The sequence below is a fragment of the Pseudomonas sp. TH04 genome (assembly GCF_016651355.1).
Lineage (GTDB): Bacteria > Pseudomonadota > Gammaproteobacteria > Pseudomonadales > Pseudomonadaceae > Aquipseudomonas > Aquipseudomonas fluorescens.
Genome location: NZ_JAEKEA010000001.1, coordinates 4,290,136 through 4,306,008, shown reverse-complemented (window position 1 = coordinate 4,306,008; position 15,873 = coordinate 4,290,136). Strand labels below are relative to the sequence as shown.

General features: G+C 62.4%; 21 protein-coding genes. 8 read left to right on the top strand and 13 right to left on the bottom strand.

What is annotated here, in order from left to right:
- Positions 1-201 precede the first annotated feature (201 nt).
- The 12 genes from JFT85_RS19365 to nrdR all read right to left on the bottom strand — a co-directional run bounded on the left by JFT85_RS19365 (position 202) and on the right by nrdR (position 9,078).
- Positions 202-573 carry a hypothetical protein gene (locus tag JFT85_RS19365; protein ID WP_078827408.1) on the bottom strand — a complete coding sequence of 124 codons (372 nt, stop codon included), beginning with the start codon at positions 571-573 and terminating at the stop codon, positions 202-204.
- A 138-nt stretch (positions 574-711) separates the two neighbouring features.
- On the bottom strand, positions 712-1,512 hold the full coding sequence (locus JFT85_RS19360; protein WP_201230280.1) for a cobalamin-binding protein: 801 nt from the start codon (positions 1,510-1,512) through the stop codon (positions 712-714).
- Complete coding sequence (locus tag JFT85_RS19355) at positions 1,509-1,928, bottom strand: nuclear FMR1 interacting 1 family protein (protein WP_053258229.1); 420 nt, start codon at positions 1,926-1,928, stop codon at positions 1,509-1,511. The genes JFT85_RS19360 and JFT85_RS19355 overlap by 4 nt, the downstream gene beginning before the upstream one ends.
- A complete protein-coding gene (gene ribA / locus JFT85_RS19350) occupies positions 1,925-2,542 on the bottom strand; it encodes a GTP cyclohydrolase II (protein ID WP_053258230.1) in 618 nt (205 codons plus the stop codon). The genes JFT85_RS19355 and ribA overlap by 4 nt, the downstream gene beginning before the upstream one ends.
- Before the next feature lie 129 nt (positions 2,543-2,671).
- Complete coding sequence (locus tag JFT85_RS19345; RefSeq protein ID WP_053258231.1) at positions 2,672-3,394, bottom strand: substrate-binding periplasmic protein; 723 nt, start codon at positions 3,392-3,394, stop codon at positions 2,672-2,674.
- Between the two features lie 56 nt (positions 3,395-3,450).
- Positions 3,451-4,416: a thiamine-phosphate kinase gene (gene thiL / locus JFT85_RS19340; RefSeq protein ID WP_053258232.1), complete on the bottom strand. Its 966-nt coding sequence runs from the start codon at positions 4,414-4,416 to the stop codon at positions 3,451-3,453.
- A 179-nt stretch (positions 4,417-4,595) separates the two neighbouring features.
- A complete protein-coding gene (gene nusB, locus JFT85_RS19335) occupies positions 4,596-5,096 on the bottom strand; it encodes a transcription antitermination factor NusB (RefSeq protein WP_053258233.1) in 501 nt (166 codons plus the stop codon).
- Entirely contained in the window at positions 5,093-5,569 is a 477-nt protein-coding gene (gene ribH / locus JFT85_RS19330; RefSeq protein ID WP_003194576.1) for a 6,7-dimethyl-8-ribityllumazine synthase, read from the bottom strand. The genes nusB and ribH overlap by 4 nt, the downstream gene beginning before the upstream one ends.
- Before the next feature lie 88 nt (positions 5,570-5,657).
- Positions 5,658-6,749, bottom strand: coding sequence for a bifunctional 3,4-dihydroxy-2-butanone-4-phosphate synthase/GTP cyclohydrolase II (ribBA, locus tag JFT85_RS19325; RefSeq protein WP_053258234.1), 1,092 nt, complete (start codon positions 6,747-6,749; stop codon positions 5,658-5,660).
- A gap of 15 nt (positions 6,750-6,764) precedes the next feature.
- Entirely contained in the window at positions 6,765-7,427 is a 663-nt protein-coding gene (locus JFT85_RS19320) for a riboflavin synthase (RefSeq protein WP_116629434.1), read from the bottom strand.
- 47 nt (positions 7,428-7,474) lie between these two features.
- Positions 7,475-8,611, bottom strand: a complete 1,137-nt coding sequence (gene ribD, locus JFT85_RS19315; RefSeq protein WP_078827413.1) for a bifunctional diaminohydroxyphosphoribosylaminopyrimidine deaminase/5-amino-6-(5-phosphoribosylamino)uracil reductase RibD — start codon at positions 8,609-8,611, stop codon at positions 7,475-7,477.
- Positions 8,608-9,078: a transcriptional regulator NrdR gene (gene nrdR, locus JFT85_RS19310; protein WP_053258286.1), complete on the bottom strand. Its 471-nt coding sequence runs from the start codon at positions 9,076-9,078 to the stop codon at positions 8,608-8,610. The genes ribD and nrdR overlap by 4 nt, the downstream gene beginning before the upstream one ends.
- A 139-nt stretch (positions 9,079-9,217) precedes the next feature.
- Here nrdR and JFT85_RS19305 point away from each other — a divergent pair, with 139 nt between their 5' ends.
- From JFT85_RS19305 to trxA, 3 genes are all read left to right on the top strand, one after another.
- Complete coding sequence (locus JFT85_RS19305; protein ID WP_053258237.1) at positions 9,218-9,673, top strand: YbaY family lipoprotein; 456 nt, start codon at positions 9,218-9,220, stop codon at positions 9,671-9,673.
- A complete protein-coding gene (locus tag JFT85_RS19300) occupies positions 9,670-10,326 on the top strand; it encodes a class I SAM-dependent methyltransferase (RefSeq protein WP_069551241.1) in 657 nt (218 codons plus the stop codon). The genes JFT85_RS19305 and JFT85_RS19300 overlap by 4 nt, the downstream gene beginning before the upstream one ends.
- Before the next feature lie 127 nt (positions 10,327-10,453).
- Positions 10,454-11,326 carry a thioredoxin gene (trxA, locus tag JFT85_RS19295; protein ID WP_053258239.1) on the top strand — a complete coding sequence of 291 codons (873 nt, stop codon included), beginning with the start codon at positions 10,454-10,456 and terminating at the stop codon, positions 11,324-11,326.
- Here trxA and JFT85_RS19290 read toward each other — a convergent pair.
- Positions 11,323-11,664, bottom strand: a complete 342-nt coding sequence (locus tag JFT85_RS19290) for a hypothetical protein (protein WP_053258240.1) — start codon at positions 11,662-11,664, stop codon at positions 11,323-11,325. The genes trxA and JFT85_RS19290 overlap by 4 nt on opposite strands.
- A 131-nt stretch (positions 11,665-11,795) precedes the next feature.
- On the opposite strand from JFT85_RS19290, the gene JFT85_RS19285 reads away from it, so the two are divergent.
- The 5 genes from JFT85_RS19285 to JFT85_RS19265 all read left to right on the top strand — a co-directional run bounded on the left by JFT85_RS19285 (position 11,796) and on the right by JFT85_RS19265 (position 15,847).
- Positions 11,796-12,416 carry a DUF2796 domain-containing protein gene (locus JFT85_RS19285; protein ID WP_053258241.1) on the top strand — a complete coding sequence of 207 codons (621 nt, stop codon included), beginning with the start codon at positions 11,796-11,798 and terminating at the stop codon, positions 12,414-12,416.
- Between the two features lie 88 nt (positions 12,417-12,504).
- Complete coding sequence (locus tag JFT85_RS19280; protein ID WP_053258242.1) at positions 12,505-13,215, top strand: ABC transporter ATP-binding protein; 711 nt, start codon at positions 12,505-12,507, stop codon at positions 13,213-13,215.
- A 1-nt stretch (position 13,216) separates the two neighbouring features.
- Positions 13,217-14,482 (top strand): ABC transporter permease, encoded by a 1,266-nt coding sequence (locus JFT85_RS19275; RefSeq protein ID WP_201230278.1) that lies wholly within the window; start codon positions 13,217-13,219, stop codon positions 14,480-14,482.
- An 11-nt stretch (positions 14,483-14,493) separates the two neighbouring features.
- The gene (locus tag JFT85_RS19270) at positions 14,494-15,015 is read left to right on the top strand and encodes a DUF3299 domain-containing protein (protein ID WP_201230276.1); all 522 of its coding nucleotides are present in this window, start codon (positions 14,494-14,496) and stop codon (positions 15,013-15,015) included.
- A gap of 133 nt (positions 15,016-15,148) precedes the next feature.
- Entirely contained in the window at positions 15,149-15,847 is a 699-nt protein-coding gene (locus JFT85_RS19265) for an OmpW/AlkL family protein (RefSeq protein ID WP_053258245.1), read from the top strand.
- Positions 15,848-15,873: the final 26 nt, after the last annotated feature.

The window sequence follows — 15,873 nt, the reverse complement described above, 5'->3', positions numbered from 1 at the left end:
CAGTCAGAAGACGCACGCAAACGCCACAAGCCGTCTGATGGACGATGCTTGCGAACACACGCTCGATCAAGACTCAGCCTTGCCGCAGAAATTTTCTGCCGGACACTGGGTTCTGTTAATACCCAATTGCCTACAGGTGACCGATCGCGGGCGCTCAGCCGCGGTGCGCGCGCACACCAGCGCGATGGCGGTAACACGCCATCAACGCTGAGGGATTCTGTTGATGCGCGCATTGGATGCAAGGCTGCCGTCTGCCAGCGCTGCGCTGCAGGTTGAATACCCCCAGGCGTTAGCCCAACCCTGCGAGGTGAACGACACAAAGTAATCCGCTTTTTTCCCGTCACGTGCCAATGCGTAATCGAAGCACTGTGCCGTGCCGCCACGGATAGCGGTGATTTTCGTGGGTGCCTGAATGTTCAGCATGTCCTGCTGGGTGCTGTCCATCGACGAAGAGCGGTCCACCACAGGATGAGCACCGAATGTCCTGAGCGCGGTGATCCGTTGGGAGAGATCGCACCCGCTGATTAACGCCAATGTGAGGGCCATACCTGCCAACGCCAAAAAGTAACGCATGATGTGTCCTTAAGCTGCTTGATCAACCCGAGTGGGCAGGCAGCGAAACTAACATCGTGGCTCATGCAGTTCTGGCGGCAACGTCCGGCATTCATGACAGATCAATCCGAACGTATAAGGCGAAACTACGATGGTTAATCAGCGCTCGGGCGCGATTGACTGGCAGAGCTTCGCAATAGCCTCGACCATCTGCCCACTCGGCCGCTCCAGCCCCTTATCCGGCACAATCTGCAACCGAGCGTCGGCCACTGCGGCGATTTGGGGCCAAGCCTTCCAGGCGTCGAGTTGTGCCTGATCGGCGGCCAGAATCAGCTGCGGGTTGCGCTGCAACACCGACTCGACGCTGACCTGCGGCGCCGGCAGCTTGAGGTCGGCAAACACATTGCGTGCCCCGCAGACCGCCAGGGCATCGCTGATGATCTGCCCGCCGCCGACGGTGTATAGCGGCTGATTCCACACTTGGTAAAACACTCGCAACGGCTCGGTACGCTGATAGCGCTGGCGCAGCTCGACCAGACGCTGGCGCAACTGCGCGGCTAACTGCCGGCCAGCCTCCTCGCGGCCCACTTGTTGAGCAATCGCCTGGATCTGGGTGGTCAGTTGTTCAAGGCTGTGAGGTTCAGCGACGTACACGGGGATATTCAGGCGCAGCAACTGCTCGCGCTGTGCCGGGCCAATGCTGCCGGGCCATAACAGAATAAGGTCGGGCTTGAGGCTGAGCAGGCGCTCCATGTTCAGTTGCCCGTAATGCCCCACCGACGGCACGTTCGCCAACGCCGCCGGCCGGTCGCCGCCATCGAGCACGCCAACCAGTAAGTCGGCAGCGCCCAGTTCAAGCACAATTTCAGAGAGCGACGGCGCCAGGCTGACCACCCGCTCGACCGCCAATGCCTGGGCACTGAAGACCAGCAGCAGGACCGCCAGCCAGTAACGCCTCATCCCAACTGACGCGGAATGCGATAGAGGTAAAACAGCACCAGCGTCGACAGCGCCAGCAGGCACAGCGGCACCGCCTCCAGGCCGACAAACACCGCTAACGCACCGATCCAGGCTGGCAGGGCAGCCACCAGCAACGCCGTTCGCCGACGTGCCGCGAGGGTGATCCAGGCAGCCGGTTCTTCGGGCGTGTCGAGGGCTTTGGAAGTGGCAATCAGCGCGTGTTTATAGCCATGGAAATAACGCAGGCTCAGAAACATCGAGGCCACGCCGGCAATAAAGAACGGCATGGCCAGTACGGGAAGCAGGGATTCGGCCTGACCAAACACCAGGTTGATGACAAACAACGGGAGCACTGCCAGGGCCAGGTACTGCCACCAGTTGAAGGACAGTCGGCGTTTTACCTGGCCACGGGTCACGCGCGGTCGACCTCGCCTTGATGCTCGTTACCCATCATGTGGTCGAGCTTGCTGGCTTTGGTGGCCAGGTAGAGTTTGTTATGCGGGTTTTGCCCGGTGTGCAGCGGCACACGCTCGGCCACGGTGATGCCCATGTCGGTCAAGGCTTTGACCTTACGCGGGTTGTTGGTCATCAGGCGCAGGGATTTCACCCCCAGATGTTCCAGCATCGGCAGGCAGATGCCGTAGTCACGTTGGTCGGCGGCGAAGCCCAGGCGCTCGTTGGCTTCGACAGTATCGGCGCCGCCGTCCTGCAGCTCGTAAGCCCGTATCTTGTTCATCAGGCCAATGCCACGGCCTTCCTGACGCAAGTACAGCAAGACGCCACGGCCTTCACGGGCAATCGCCCGCATGGCCGCTTCCAATTGCGATCCGCAGTCGCAGCGCTGGCTGAACAGCGCGTCGCCGGTCAGGCACTCGGAGTGCACGCGGCCGAGCACCGGCGCGCCGTCGGCGATGTCACCCAGGCTGAGCACAACGTGCTCGCGCCCGTTGGCCTCTTCGAGAAAGCCATTCATGGTGAACGTGGCAAAAGGGGTAGGCAGCTTGGAAGCAGCGACGAAAACGACGGGCACCGTGTGCTCCTGATTTCAGATTTCACAGAGGGCGTCATTGTAACAGCAGGTTCCTACGGACGCTTAAGCTGAATTATCGCTGATAAAGATCAATCGGTTCGATTGGCCTTCGTCCAGGTTCTATGCAGGTCAGAATGGATACGGCTGTTTCCAGCGCAGGAAAATCGGCTTCAGCTCGCCACTGTCGATCAAGGCCGCCATGCGCCGGTCATAGACGGCCATCAAGGCGCGCCCGCGCTCAGTGTCGGCGAAGCCTACATAGAGCGGCAGCTCGGCAATATGAGTGAGCTTGAATTGCGACGGCTCATCCGACTGACTCAGCACGAGGTTGGCTTCGGTAAGGGAGTCGATATAGAAGTCGACGCGAGCGTGTTGCAGCATCGGCAGGATGCTGTCACGGCGCTCGATCTGGTTGAAGCGGTGCAGGTTCGGCAAGTACGCCTCGTACTTATAGCCGCGCACCCACGCCAAGCGGTAATTGCCCAGGGTGGCGAGGCTCGGCGTCGGCGCCGTTGCCAAGCCGAGTGCGTAGATGTGGTCGGCGTCGAAGTGCCAGTGCGGGTACAACACGCCGCTGGCTTCATCGCGATAGGCGCCCACCCAGCCGTCCACCTCACCCCGCTGGGCCAGCCCGATCGAGCGGGTATAGGGCACGGTGCGGGTTTGCACGGTGATGTCGGCCGGTTCGAAGACCTGACGCAAGACATCCCAGGCCAGACCACTGCCATCTTTGTTGGTGTAGTTGCTCCATTCCTCGCTGGCCAGCACCACCTTGCCAGGGACGGGGGCTTCATCTGCCAGCACCAGCGACGCGGCACACATCATGATCAGCAGCCAGCGGCGCACAACCATGGTGACAACCTCCTACACCGTGATAACGGTATAGAGGGTAGCGCATGCTCGTGGGCTTACGGCGCCTCGTGAAAATGTTGATAGCCGCGCACGACCGGGGTGATGTCTTGCCCAGTGGCGTCGAGCAGCGTCACGCCCTGCCCTGCCTCGACCCGGCCGATCACATGGATCGGCCAGCCGTTCGCCAACAAGGGTGCCAACTCGGCGCGGGGCAAGGTGAAGGCCAGCACGTAGTCGTCGCCCCCACTCAGCGCGGCAACACGGGCTTCATCATCACCGACAAACGCCAGCAACGCCGCGGACAGCGGCAACGCCTGACGCTCAACCAGCAGGCTGACAGCCGACGCCTTGGCGATATGCCCGCAATCGGCCAACAAGCCGTCGGAAATATCCATGGCCGATGTCGCCTTGCCGCGAAGCGCCAGGCCGAGTGCCAACTGCGGTTGCGGTGACCAGTAATGGGCGAGCAACGGCTCAGCGATGGCGGCGTCAGCCGTACGTTGCCCCAGCACCAACGGCAAGGCGCCAGCGGCATTGCCAAGTTCACCACCCACACACAGCAGGTCACCCGGCTGTGCACCGTTGCGCGTCAATGCCTGCCCGGCCGGCACTCGACCAAACACCGTCAGGGTCAGGCTCAGCGGCCCGCGCGTGGTGTCGCCGCCCACCAGGCCCACACCGCAGCTTTGCGCCATGGCATTCAAACCCTGGGCATAGCGTTGCAGCCAATCGGCATCAACCGTCGGGGTGGTAAGGGCAAGGGTAAACGCGAGGGGATGGGCGCCCATGGCGGCCAGGTCGCTCACTGCCACGGCCAGCGAGCGCTGGCCGAGCAGGAACGGGTCACACGGGTCGGCAAAGTGCACGCCGGCCACTAAGGTATCGGTGGAGATTGCCAAATGCTCCCCGGCGGGGAGCGCCAGCAAGGCGCAGTCGTCGCCGATCCCCAGGGCAATACCTTCACCGCCCTGCGCACACGGCGCGGCGGCGAAGTACTTGCGGATCAGCTCGAACTCACCCATCAATGTGCCCTGCCTCACCACTGCGGTTCCTTTTTGGCGGCGTCTGTTGCCGCCATACTGCGTTGCCGCTCCTCCCCATAGCACGCTATGAGTCGTCGCGGCGCCTTGTCTGGCAGCAACAGCCACTCACCAAAACAGGAACGCATTGGTAAGGCAAGGCACAGGAACTCAAGCGCAACTTAGCGCTTGTGTTCCTTCACTTCGGCTTCGCGCAGGCGCGGGGCCAGCTTGTCGAGCACGCCGTTGACGAACTTGTGGCCGTCGGTCGAACCGTAGACTTTCGCCAGCTCGATACCTTCGTTGATGACCACGCGGTACGGCACGTCGACGCGCTTGAGCAGCTCCCAGGTCGACAGGCGCATCACGCACAGTTCAACCGGGTCCAGCTCTTCGATGGTCAGGTCCAGGCATGGCGCCAGTGCCGTGTCGATCTCGGTCAGGTTGGCATGCACACCGTGCAGGATGTCGTGGAAGTAGCTCTGATCGGCAAACGTGAAGTCGTTATCGACGCGAAACTGCGCTTCGATTTCGTTCAGCGAAGCGCCCGCCAGCAAACGCTGGTACAGCGCCTGGGTGGCGAGTTGACGTGCTTTACGTCGTTTCTCGCTTTTGGATGGCTTGCCGGCATCCGCAGGGCGTGGGTCCTGAGGGTTGAACTGATCGCTCTCGTCAGAAATCACTTGGCCTCCAACTGCGACAGCAGGCTGACCATTTCCAGCGCGGACAGGGCTGCTTCAGCGCCTTTGTTACCGGCCTTGGTGCCGGAACGCTCGATGGCTTGCTCGATGGAATCGACGGTCAGTACGCCGAAAGCGACTGGCACGCCGAACTCCATGGACACCTGGGCCAGGCCCTTGGTGCATTCGCCCGCCACGTATTCGAAATGCGGAGTACCGCCACGAATGACCGCGCCCAGGGCGATGATCGCCGCGTACTCACCCTGTTGGGCAACTTTTTGCGCAACCAGAGGAATTTCGAAGGCGCCAGGGGCACGGATGAGGGTGATATCGCTCTCGCTCACACCGTGGCGAACCAGGGCGTCAACGGCACCGCTTACCAGGCTTTCAACCACGAAGCTGTTGAAGCGGCCAACTACCAGGGCATAGCGGCCTTTGGGGGCGATGAAGGTACCTTCGATGGTCTTCAGGGTCATTCGACAAATCTCTTAAAGAGCCGGGACGCGAAAAGTGCGTCCCTCAGTGATGATTTAACCGCGAACAAGGGGCAAAAATAGCCGGCCGTTATTCGGAGGGCACGTATTCTACAACTTCCAGGTCGAAACCGGATATCGCATTAAATTTCATCGGTGCACTCATCAAGCGCATTTTGCGTACACCCAGGTCGCGAAGGATCTGCGAACCGGCACCGACGATGCTGTAGGTGGTCGGCGTTTTGACCTGCGTGTTCTCGGCGGTTTCGCGAATATGCGCGAGCAACACGTCGCCATCCACCGGGTTACCCAACAGCAACACCACACCGCTGCCTGCCGCGGAGACCGCCGCCATGGCGGCGCGCAGGCTCCAGCGGCCGGGCTGCTTGACCATCAGCAGGTCGCGCAGCGGGTCCATGTTGTGCACGCGCACCAGGGTCGGTTCGTCGGCGCAAATGGTGCCCAGGGTCAGGGCCATGTGCACGTCGCCTTCCACTGAATCACGGTAGGTCACCAAATTGAATTGGCCCAGTTCGCTGTCCAGCGGCTGCTCGGCAATCCGCTGAACGGTACGTTCGTGGATCATGCGGTAGTGAATCAGGTCGGCAATGGTGCCGATCTTGATGTTGTGTTCGGCGGCAAAGGCTTCGAGTTCAGCGCGACGGGCCATGGTGCCGTCGTCGTTCATCACTTCGCAGATCACGCCGCTCGGCTCGAAACCGGCCATGCGCGCCAGGTCGCAGGCAGCTTCGGTGTGGCCGGCGCGAGCGAGGGTGCCGCCCGGTTGGGCCATCAGCGGGAAAATGTGGCCGGGGCTGACGATGTCTTCCGCCTTGGCGTCTTTGGCGGCGGCGGCTTGCACCGTGCGTGCGCGGTCTGCGGCAGAAATACCGGTGGTAACGCCGGTGGTCGCTTCAATGGACACGGTGAACTTGGTGCCGAAACCCGACCCGTTGCGCGGCGCCATCAAGGGCAGCTTGAGCAATTCGCAACGCTCGCGGCTCATGGGCATGCAGATCAGCCCACGGGCGTGCTTGGCCATGAAGTTGATGTGCTCAGCCTTGCAGGCCTCGGCGGCCATGATGATATCGCCTTCGTTCTCGCGATCTTCGTCATCCATCAGGATGACCATCTTGCCTTGGCGGATGTCTTCAACCAGTTCTTCGATGCTATTGAGCGCCACGCGGCACCCCCTTGGTCAGGATTTCAGGTAGCCGTTAGCGGCCAGAAAACTTTCAGTGATGTTACTCCCGGTTGGCTCTGCGGCCTTATCGCCCAACAACAAGCGCTCCAGGTAACGGGCAAGCAAGTCGACTTCCAGGTTCACCCGGCGACCTGGCTGGTATGACGCCATGATGGTTTCGCTCAGGGTGTGGGGAATGATGGTCAGTTCAAATTCGGCGCCATTCACGGCGTTCACGGTCAGGCTGGTGCCGTCGACGGTGATCGAGCCTTTGTGGGCGATGTACTTGGCCAGCTCTTTGGGCGCACGGATGCGGAATTCCACGGCACGTGCGTTTTCGCTGCGCGCCACCACCTCGCCGACGCCGTCGACGTGACCGCTGACCAGGTGGCCACCGAGTCGGGTGGTTGGGGTCAGCGCCTTTTCGAGGTTGACCGGGCTGCCGGCTTTGAGGTCGTTCATCGCGGTGCAGTCCAGGGTTTCCCGGCTGACGTCGGCGGCAAAGCCATTGCCCGGCAGCTCGATGACGGTCAGGCACACGCCGCTGACGGCGATACTGTCGCCCAGCTTGACGTCGCCCAGGTCGAGCTTGCCGGTTTCAACCAGCAAGCGCACATCACCGCCTTTGGGGGTCATGGCGCGGATGCTGCCGATGGATTCGATAATGCCGGTGAACATGGCCTTCTCCTGGAAAACGGGACGGGCGCTTGAGCGCCCGGTCAGAATTATACGCTCGCTGCTGGAAGAGGGATGGCAGTGACTCGCCAGTCATCGCCTACAGCGCGCATTTCAGTGATCTTGAGTTGGGGGGCGTCGGCGAGTTTATCAAGCGGCCAGTCCAGCAAAGGGCGGGCGGCGGAGCCCAGAAACTTGCCGGCGACGAATATCACGTACTCGTCGACCAACCCCTGCTGGGCAAACGCCCCCGCCAGGCTTGGGCCGGCCTCGACCAACACGTCGTTGACACCCCTGGCCGCCAGCGCGACCAGCGCCGAGCGCAGGTCAACCTGACCGTCAACGCCTGGCACGACCAGGCATTCGGGCCCACGGGGGAACTGGTTCTCTGGGGTAACGCAGGTGATGACCAGCGCCGGGCCGGCCTTGAAGAATGGCGCGTTGAGCGGCACCCGCAGGCGGCCGTCGATCAGCACGCGCAATGGCGGGCGGGACATGGCCAGCGCAGTGGTGGCTTCGTCCAGGCCCAGTTCGGCGGCACGTACGGTCAGGCGGGCACCGTCGGCCAGCACCGTATCAGCACCGGTCAACACCACGCTGGCCTCGGCGCGCAGGCGCTGTACGGCGGCGCGGGCGGCAGGGCCGGTGATCCATTGGCTTTCGCCACTGGCCATCGCGGTGCGGCCGTCCAGACTCATCGCCAGCTTGACCCGCACGAACGGCAGGCCGTGTTCCATGCGCTTGAGGAAGCCCGGGTTGAGCGCGCGCGCTTCACTTTCCAGCACGCCGCTGTGGGTTTCGATACCGGCTTGGGCCAAACGCTGCAGGCCACGCCCGGCCACTTCCGGGTTGGGGTCCTGCATCCCGGCGACCACTCTCGCGACACCGGCGCTCACCAGTGCATCGGCGCAAGGCGGTGTCCGCCCGTGGTGGCTGCAGGGTTCAAGGGTCACGTACACCGTGGCGCCACGCGCCTTGTCACCGGCGGCGCGCAACGCATTCGGCTCGGCATGGGGTTCGCCGGTGCGCTCATGCCAGCCTTCGCCGACAATCTGCCCATCCCGCACAATCACGCAGCCCACACGCGGGTTGGGATGGGTGGTGTACACGCCCTTGCGCGCCAATTCGAGGGCGCGGGCCATGTAATGGGCGTCGAGGATGGCCTGTTCTGCAGAAGGTGCGGTCATTTCTTTACCGGCTCACGGGCCAGGCGGTCGATCTCTTCGCGGAACTCATTGAGGTCCTGGAAGCGTCGATACACCGAGGCGAAACGGATATAGGCGACTTCGTCGAGCTTTTGCAGCTCGCCCATCACCAGCTCTCCAACCACCAGGCTCTTGACCTCGCGCTCGCCGGTCGCACGCAGCTTGTGCTTGATATGCGCCAGCGCAGCTTCCAGGCGCTCGACACTCACCGGGCGTTTTTCCAGCGCGCGCTGCATACCGGCGCGCAGTTTTTCTTCGTCGAAAGGCTGGCGGCTGCCGTCGGACTTGATCAGACGTGGCAACACCAGTTCGGCGGTTTCGAAGGTGGTGAAACGTTCACCGCAGCCAGAGGCCAGGCATTCACGCCGGCGACGTACTTGATCGCCCTCGGCGACCAGACGTGAGTCAATGACCTTGGTGTCGTTGGCACCGCAGAAGGGACAGTGCATGGTGGCAGGCAACAAAAAAAGGGAGGGCCATGGTAGCGCATCCCCATGGCAAGACAAGCCATAGCCTTTACGGTATATAGGCTGACTATTATGTTTCATATTTTTTAAGCCACGGATTTTGCCCTTTCTGGAGCCGTACATGCAGTTACGACCACTTGTTTTACTCACCCTGTTCAGTTTCCTGGTCGCCTGCAGCAGCGAAGCCCCGAAACCGTCGGTACCGCAACCAACGCCCGCCCAAGAGAAAAAAGTCCCCGGTATTGAAGACCTGGGCCCGCTGCCGGCGTTTCAGCGTGAAATCAACGGCACCCTCAACGGCGTGCCGGCCAACGCCGAAGTCGAACTGGCGCTGCTGGTGATCGACGAGCGCAACCGCCCGCAACAACTGCTCGCCAGCAGTGTGCTGACCGGCAACGGCAAGCCCGTGGCCTTCCGTCTGCGCTTCAACCCGGACGCCTTCCCGGCCGGTGCGCGGGTTGAATTGCGCGGTCGCGCCAGCCAGTCCGGCCAGTTGATCCTGCACCTGCCTGCCGTGCGCATCACCCAAGCCATCACCCAGACCACCGGCCCCCTGCAACTCGTCAAGGCACCATGACGCCACCGCTGGACCTGCAACGGGCGCTGAGCGAACTGATCGGCGACGCGCAATTGGTGCCCTGCCCACTGCCGGGCACCGCGCTCTCATTGTGGCTGCTCGACGCGGACAATATGGACCGCGCCTTCAGCCCCGAAGAGACCCGACGCATCCTGCATGAACCGCCCTACTGGAGTTTTTGCTGGGCCAGCGGCCTGGCGCTGGCGCGCTACCTGGCGGCCAACCCCGAGTGGGTCGCCGGCAAACGCGTGCTGGATTTTGGCGCCGGTTCCGGCGTGGCCGGGATCGCCGCCGTCAAGGCGGGTGCGCGGGAAGTGGTCGCGTGTGATTTAGACCCGCTGGCATTGGCCGCTTGCCGGGTAAACGCCGAACTCAACGCGGTGGAGCTGAGTTATTCAGCAGACTTTTTCGCCGAAGCCGACCGCTTCGACCTGATCCTGGTCGCCGACGTGCTCTACGACCGCGCCAACCTGCCGCTGCTCGACCAGTTCCTTACCCGTGGCCGCGAGGCACTGGTGGCAGACTCGCGGGTACGCGACTTCCAGCACCCGGCTTACCAACGCCTGGAAATCCTTGATGCGCTGACCCTGCCCGATCTGGCCGAGCCTTGGGAGTTTCGCAAGGTGAGCCTGTACCATTCGCGGCGCTCTTGAGGCCATCGCGGGCAAGCTCGCGCCCACAGATGACTGAGTGCCGCTGTGGGAGCGGGCTTGCCCGCGATGGCGATCTGGACTGCATCCCCTTATAGTTGCCCCATTCCCGCTTGATTCGAGACGCCCCATGAGTGAGCCCACGCCGTACATCTTCGACGTCACCACCGCCAACTTCGACCAGGCCGTGATCCAGAACTCCTTCGAAAAACCCGTACTCGTGGATTTCTGGGCTGAGTGGTGCGCGCCGTGCAAGGCGTTGATGCCCATGCTGGCGAAAATTGCCGAGAGTTATCAAGGCGAGCTGCTGCTGGCCAAGATCGATTGCGAGGCCGAGCAGGATATCGTCGCGCGTTTTGGCATTCAGAGCCTGCCCACCGTGGTGCTGTTCAAGGACGGCCAGCCCGTGGACGGGTTTGCCGGGGCGCAGCCGGAGTCTGCGGTAAGGGCGATGCTGGAGCCGCATGTGCAGATGCCGCCGCCAGCGGCCGCTGACCCACTGGAACAGGCCCAGGCGTTGTTTGCCGAAGGCCGTGTCAGCGATGCCGAAGCGGTCCTGGTCGCACTGCTGGGCGAAGACAACACCAACGCCGCCGCGCTGATCCTGTATGCGCGTTGCCTGGCCGAGCGCGGTGAGTTGGGCGAAGCCCAGACCGTGCTCGACGCCGTAAAAAGCGACGACCACAAAGCCGCCCTCGCCGGGGCCAAGGCGCAAATTACCTTCCTGCGCCAGGCGGCCGATTTGCCGGACGCCGCCGACTTGAAAAGCCGCCTGGCGCAAAACCCGCAGGACGATGAAGCGGCCTATCAGTTGGCCATTCAGCAACTCGCTCGCCAGCAATACGACGCCGCGCTGGAAGGCCTGCTCAAGCTGTTTATCCGCAATCGCAGCTACAGCGAAGGCTTGCCGCACAAGACCTTGCTGCAAGTATTCGAATTGCTCGGCAATGACCACCCGCTGGTCACCGTGTACCGCCGCAAGTTGTTCGCCGCGCTGTATTAATCGCCGACCCAGCTGTACAGCGGCGTATCCCCGCCGCTGGCGACTTTCACGCTGGCACTGTGGCGCAGGCGCACCAACAGGCGCTTGCCTGACGCCGCGTCACCTGCCAAACCTTCCAACTGGTCGAGCAACTCCAGCCCATTGAGTTGCCCGGCCTGGCGCAACAGGTCCTGGGCGCTCTGCCACAGATCGTCGGTGTGTTTGACCGGTGCAGCAGTCGGCACGCTGGCTGCCGGCGCCGCCTGCAAATGCGCGCCCAGCCGTGCCCAATCGCCGTCGTCGAGTTCCAGGGTCAAATCCACCGGCAAGTCGCCGACGGTTCCACGAATGCGTAACATCGTCCTTACTCCCAGCATTTTTCCGACCCGCATGCTCCCACGCGACTTGCGCATCGCCAAGCGGGCGTTCAAACTCGCGGCCTATCGTTATAAGATTACATAACAAAACTTTCATGTTCTGGAGCCTACACATGCGCCGTCTGCTGCTCGCTTTGCCGTTTGCCCTGCTGCCACTCGCCATTGCTCATGCGGCTGACGAGCACGACCACGACCATGAACACGAGCACGGCAGCCTGGGCGCCCACGAACACGGCGTCGGTCGCCTCAATGCGGTGCTCGACGGCCAGGCGCTGGAGCTGGAATTTGACAGCCCGGCCATGAACCTCGTGGGTTTTGAACATCAGGCCACCACCCCCGCCGATAAAGCCAAGGTCGCGGCCAGCCGCAAACAGCTGGAAAACCCGTTGGCCCTGTTCAACTTGCCTAAAGCTGCCGGTTGCGTGATCAGCACCCAGGAGCTCAACAGCCCGTTGTTCGGCGACAAGCCTGAAGCCGATCATGACGACGACGATGATGATGACCACGCCACCGACGGCAAAGGCGCAGCCGCCCACGCGCATCATCATGATCACAGCGAAATCCACGCCCACTACCAGTTCACCTGCGCCACGCCGACGGCCCTGAGCACTCTGGACCTGAGCCAAGTGTTCAAGACCTTCCCTGCCACCCAAAAAATCAACGTGCAGTTGATCGGCCCAAGCGGCCAGCAAGGTGTGGAAGCGACGGCACAGGCAGCTACCCTGAAATTCTGATGTGAAAACCCGATCACTGTGGGGCTGGCTTGCCTGCTGCCACAGTGGATCGGCGCTACTTCCTACCACCAGGCGACCCTGATTCCCCATGACCCAAGCGTTAATCGAACTGTCTGACCTGGGCTTCAACTGGCCCGGCCACCCACAGTTGCTGGACATTCCCGCGTTCCGCCTGGAAGCGGGGGAAACGCTGTTTCTCAAGGGCCCGAGCGGCAGTGGCAAAACCACCCTGCTCGGCCTGCTGGGCGGCGTGCAGAAACCCAGCCAGGGCAGCATCCGCCTGCTCGGCCAGGAATTGACCGAGCTGTCGGCGAGCGCCCGCGACCGCTTCCGCGTCGACCACACCGGCTACATTTTCCAGCAGTTCAACCTGCTGCCGTTTCTGTCGGTGCGCGAGAACGTCGAGTTGCCTTGCCACTTTTCCAAGCTGCGCGCGCAACGGGCGATTCAGCGCCACGGCAGTGTGGACCAGGCCGCCGCGACCTTGCTCGCGCATTTGGGTTTGAACGACAAAAACCTGCTGGAGCGGCGTGCCGACTCGCTGTCCATCGGCCAGCAACAACGGGTGGCCGCAGCCCGTGCGTTGATCGGCCAACCGGAACTGGTGATTGCCGACGAGCCCACCTCGGCCCTGGACTACGACGCTCGCGAAGCATTCATACAGTTGTTGTTCGCCGAATGCCGCGACGCGGGCGCCAGCCTGTTGTTTGTCAGCCATGACCAGAGCCTGGCGCCGTTGTTCGACCGCAACCTGTCGCTGGCCGAACTCAATCGCGCCGCCACGCCCGCAGAGGTTTGAGATGTATTTGTTTCGTCTAGCCATGGCCAGCCTGGCTAACCGCCGCTTTACCGCGATCCTCACCGCGTTCGCCATCGCCCTGTCGGTGTGCCTGCTGCTGGCGGTGGAGCGCGTGCGCGTCGAGGCGCGCAACAGCTTCGCCAGCACCATCAGCGGCACCGACCTGATCGTCGGCGCCCGTTCCGGCTCGGTCAACCTGCTGCTGTACTCGGTGTTCCGCATCGGCAACGCCACCAACAACATCCGTTGGGACAGCTACGAGCACTTCGCCGCCGACCCACAAGTGAAATGGGCAATCCCGATTTCCCTTGGCGACTCGCACCGTGGCTACCGGGTGATGGGCACCAACGAAGCCTACTTCGAGCACTACCAGTACGGCCGCAAGCAGAACCTCGAACTGGCCAGCGGCCGCGCCTTCGCCACCGACCCGTTCGAAGTGGTGCTGGGTGCTGAAGTCGCCGACGCCCTGCATTACAAGCTCGGCGATAAGCTGGTGCTGGCCCACGGTGTGGCAGTGGTCAGCCTGGTCAAACACGATGACAAACCGTTCACCGTGGTCGGCATTCTCAAGCGCACCGGCACGCCGGTAGACCGCACGCTGCACATCAGTCTCGGCGGTATGGAAGCGATTCATATCGACTGGCACAACGGCGTACCCGCCCAAGGCAAAGGCCGCATCAGCGCCGATCAGGCGCGCAATATGGACCTGACCCCGCAGGCGATCACTGCGTTCATGCTCGGCTTGAACAACAAAATTTCCACCTTCGCGCTGCAACGCGAGATCAACGAATTTCGCAGTGAGCCGATGCTGGCGATCCTGCCCGGTGTGGCGCTGCAAGAGTTGTGGAGCATGATGGGCACCGCCGAAAAAGCGCTGTTCGTGATCTCGCTGTTCGTGGTGCTGACCGGCCTGATCGGCATGCTCACGGCGATCCTCACCAGCCTCAACGAGCGCCGCCGTGAGATGGCGATCCTGCGCTCGGTCGGCGCACGCCCCTGGCACATCGCAACACTGCTGATCTTCGAAGCCTTCGCGCTGGCACTGTCCGGCGTGGTTGCAGGCACAGGCCTGCTGTACGTGTGCATCGCCGCGTCGCGCGGGTATTTGCAGGCCAACTATGGCCTGGACCTGCCGATGTCATGGCCCAGCGAATATGAATGGACCTTGCTCGCCGGTATCCTGGCAGCAGCGCTGTTGATGGGCAGCGTGCCCGCGTGGCGCGCCTATCGACAATCCCTGGCCGATGGCCTGTCCATACGTTTATGAGGAAGGCTTCGATGTGCCGTGCCCTGTTTGCCCTGTTGCTACTGGTAGCCGTGCCCGCGTGGGCGGCCGACCAGCCCAAGGACCTGTCCTGGCAGGAGATGATCCCGCCGGACGCGCCGCCGGAAATTCCCAATATGAAGCCGCTGCACGACCTGTCGAACATGGCCGACGCGTTGTCGGTCGAGGCGGCGCCCGCAGCCAAGCAGGACCTGCCCAACGCACCGGTGGTACAGAGCCTCGACGGCCAGCACATTCGCTTGCCGGGTTATATCGTGCCGCTGGAAGTCAGCGAGGAGGGCCGCACCACCGAGTTTTTGCTGGTGCCGTATTTCGGCGCGTGCATTCACGTACCGCCGCCGCCGTCGAACCAGATCGTGCATGTGAAAAGCGAAGTCGGGGTAAAGCTTGACGAGCTGTACCAGCCGTATTGGATCGAGGGCTCGATGCAGGTCAAACCGTCATCCAGTGAGCTGGCGGATGCCGGCTACCAAATGGATGCCGAGAAGATTTACGTCTACGAGCTGCAGGAATGAGCCTTGCTCAAGAACAGCACAGATCCCACGGTTTTTGATCCGTGGTTACCCTTTCATTGAGCTGAGTCAAAGGATCGAACGGAACGATCTCTACCATTGGACGTACAACTTTTAACGTCCTTCTGGAGCTCCCATGAACAAGTCCCTGCTCGGCGCGTCCCTCTTCGCGCTCGCCCTCGCCGCCCCTGCCGTCCACGCTCACGAAGCGGGCGATATTCTGATTCGCGCCGGTGCAATCACCGTTAACCCGAAAGCAGACAGCAGCAGCGTGAAGGTTGACCAGGGCCCCTTGGCGGGCACCAACCTGGGCGGCAAGGCGACCATGAGCAGCGACACTCAACTGGGCTTGAACTTCGCCTACATGTTCACCAGCCACTGGGGTATCGAACTGCTGGCGGCCACGCCGTTCGAGCACGACGTGAAGATCAAGAACACCGCGCTCGGCGCCGCCAACGGCAAGCTCGGCACCCTGAAACACCTGCCGCCGACCCTGAGCATCGTGTACTACCCGCTGGACAGCAAGTTGGCATTCCAGCCGTACGTGGGCGCCGGTATCAACTACACCTGGATCTACGACGAGCACGTCAGCAGCAGCGCCCAGCAAGCCGGGTTCAGCAACTTCAAGGCGGAAAACTCCTGGGGCTGGGCCGCGCAGGTCGGCGCCGACTACATGATCAACGACAAGTGGATGGTCAACGCCCAGGTGCGCTACATCGACATCAGCACCAAGGCCACCGTGGACAACAACGCGCTGGGCCAAGGCACGCGCGCCAAGGTCAATGTGGACGTCGACCCAATGGTGTACATGGTCGGTATCGGCTACAAGTTCTAGGTTTTTATCCCATCCAAGACCCTGTT

Bases quoted from the DNA above. Each gene is read 5' to 3' on its own strand.
- ribH (WP_003194576.1), bottom strand. From the start codon at position 5,569: ATGACCCTGAAGACCATCGAAGGTACCTTCATCGCCCCCAAAGGCCGC.
- JFT85_RS19265 (WP_053258245.1), top strand. From the start codon at position 15,149: ATGAACAAGTCCCTGCTCGGCGCGTCCCTCTTCGCGCTCGCCCTCGCC.
- nrdR (WP_053258286.1), bottom strand. From the start codon at position 9,078: ATGCACTGTCCCTTCTGCGGTGCCAACGACACCAAGGTCATTGACTCA.
- trxA (WP_053258239.1), top strand. From the start codon at position 10,454: ATGAGTGAGCCCACGCCGTACATCTTCGACGTCACCACCGCCAACTTC.
- thiL (WP_053258232.1), bottom strand. From the start codon at position 4,416: ATGGGTGAGTTCGAGCTGATCCGCAAGTACTTCGCCGCCGCGCCGTGT.
- JFT85_RS19290 (WP_053258240.1), bottom strand. From the start codon at position 11,664: ATGTTACGCATTCGTGGAACCGTCGGCGACTTGCCGGTGGATTTGACC.
- ribD (WP_078827413.1), bottom strand. From the start codon at position 8,611: ATGACCGCACCTTCTGCAGAACAGGCCATCCTCGACGCCCATTACATG.
- JFT85_RS19280 (WP_053258242.1), top strand. From the start codon at position 12,505: ATGACCCAAGCGTTAATCGAACTGTCTGACCTGGGCTTCAACTGGCCC.
- JFT85_RS19345 (WP_053258231.1), bottom strand. From the start codon at position 3,394: ATGGTTGTGCGCCGCTGGCTGCTGATCATGATGTGTGCCGCGTCGCTG.
- JFT85_RS19305 (WP_053258237.1), top strand. From the start codon at position 9,218: ATGCAGTTACGACCACTTGTTTTACTCACCCTGTTCAGTTTCCTGGTC.
- JFT85_RS19270 (WP_201230276.1), top strand. From the start codon at position 14,494: ATGTGCCGTGCCCTGTTTGCCCTGTTGCTACTGGTAGCCGTGCCCGCG.
- JFT85_RS19285 (WP_053258241.1), top strand. From the start codon at position 11,796: ATGCGCCGTCTGCTGCTCGCTTTGCCGTTTGCCCTGCTGCCACTCGCC.
- JFT85_RS19360 (WP_201230280.1), bottom strand. From the start codon at position 1,512: ATGAGGCGTTACTGGCTGGCGGTCCTGCTGCTGGTCTTCAGTGCCCAG.
- JFT85_RS19275 (WP_201230278.1), top strand. From the start codon at position 13,217: ATGTATTTGTTTCGTCTAGCCATGGCCAGCCTGGCTAACCGCCGCTTT.
- JFT85_RS19320 (WP_116629434.1), bottom strand. From the start codon at position 7,427: ATGTTCACCGGCATTATCGAATCCATCGGCAGCATCCGCGCCATGACC.
- JFT85_RS19365 (WP_078827408.1), bottom strand. From the start codon at position 573: ATGCGTTACTTTTTGGCGTTGGCAGGTATGGCCCTCACATTGGCGTTA.
- JFT85_RS19300 (WP_069551241.1), top strand. From the start codon at position 9,670: ATGACGCCACCGCTGGACCTGCAACGGGCGCTGAGCGAACTGATCGGC.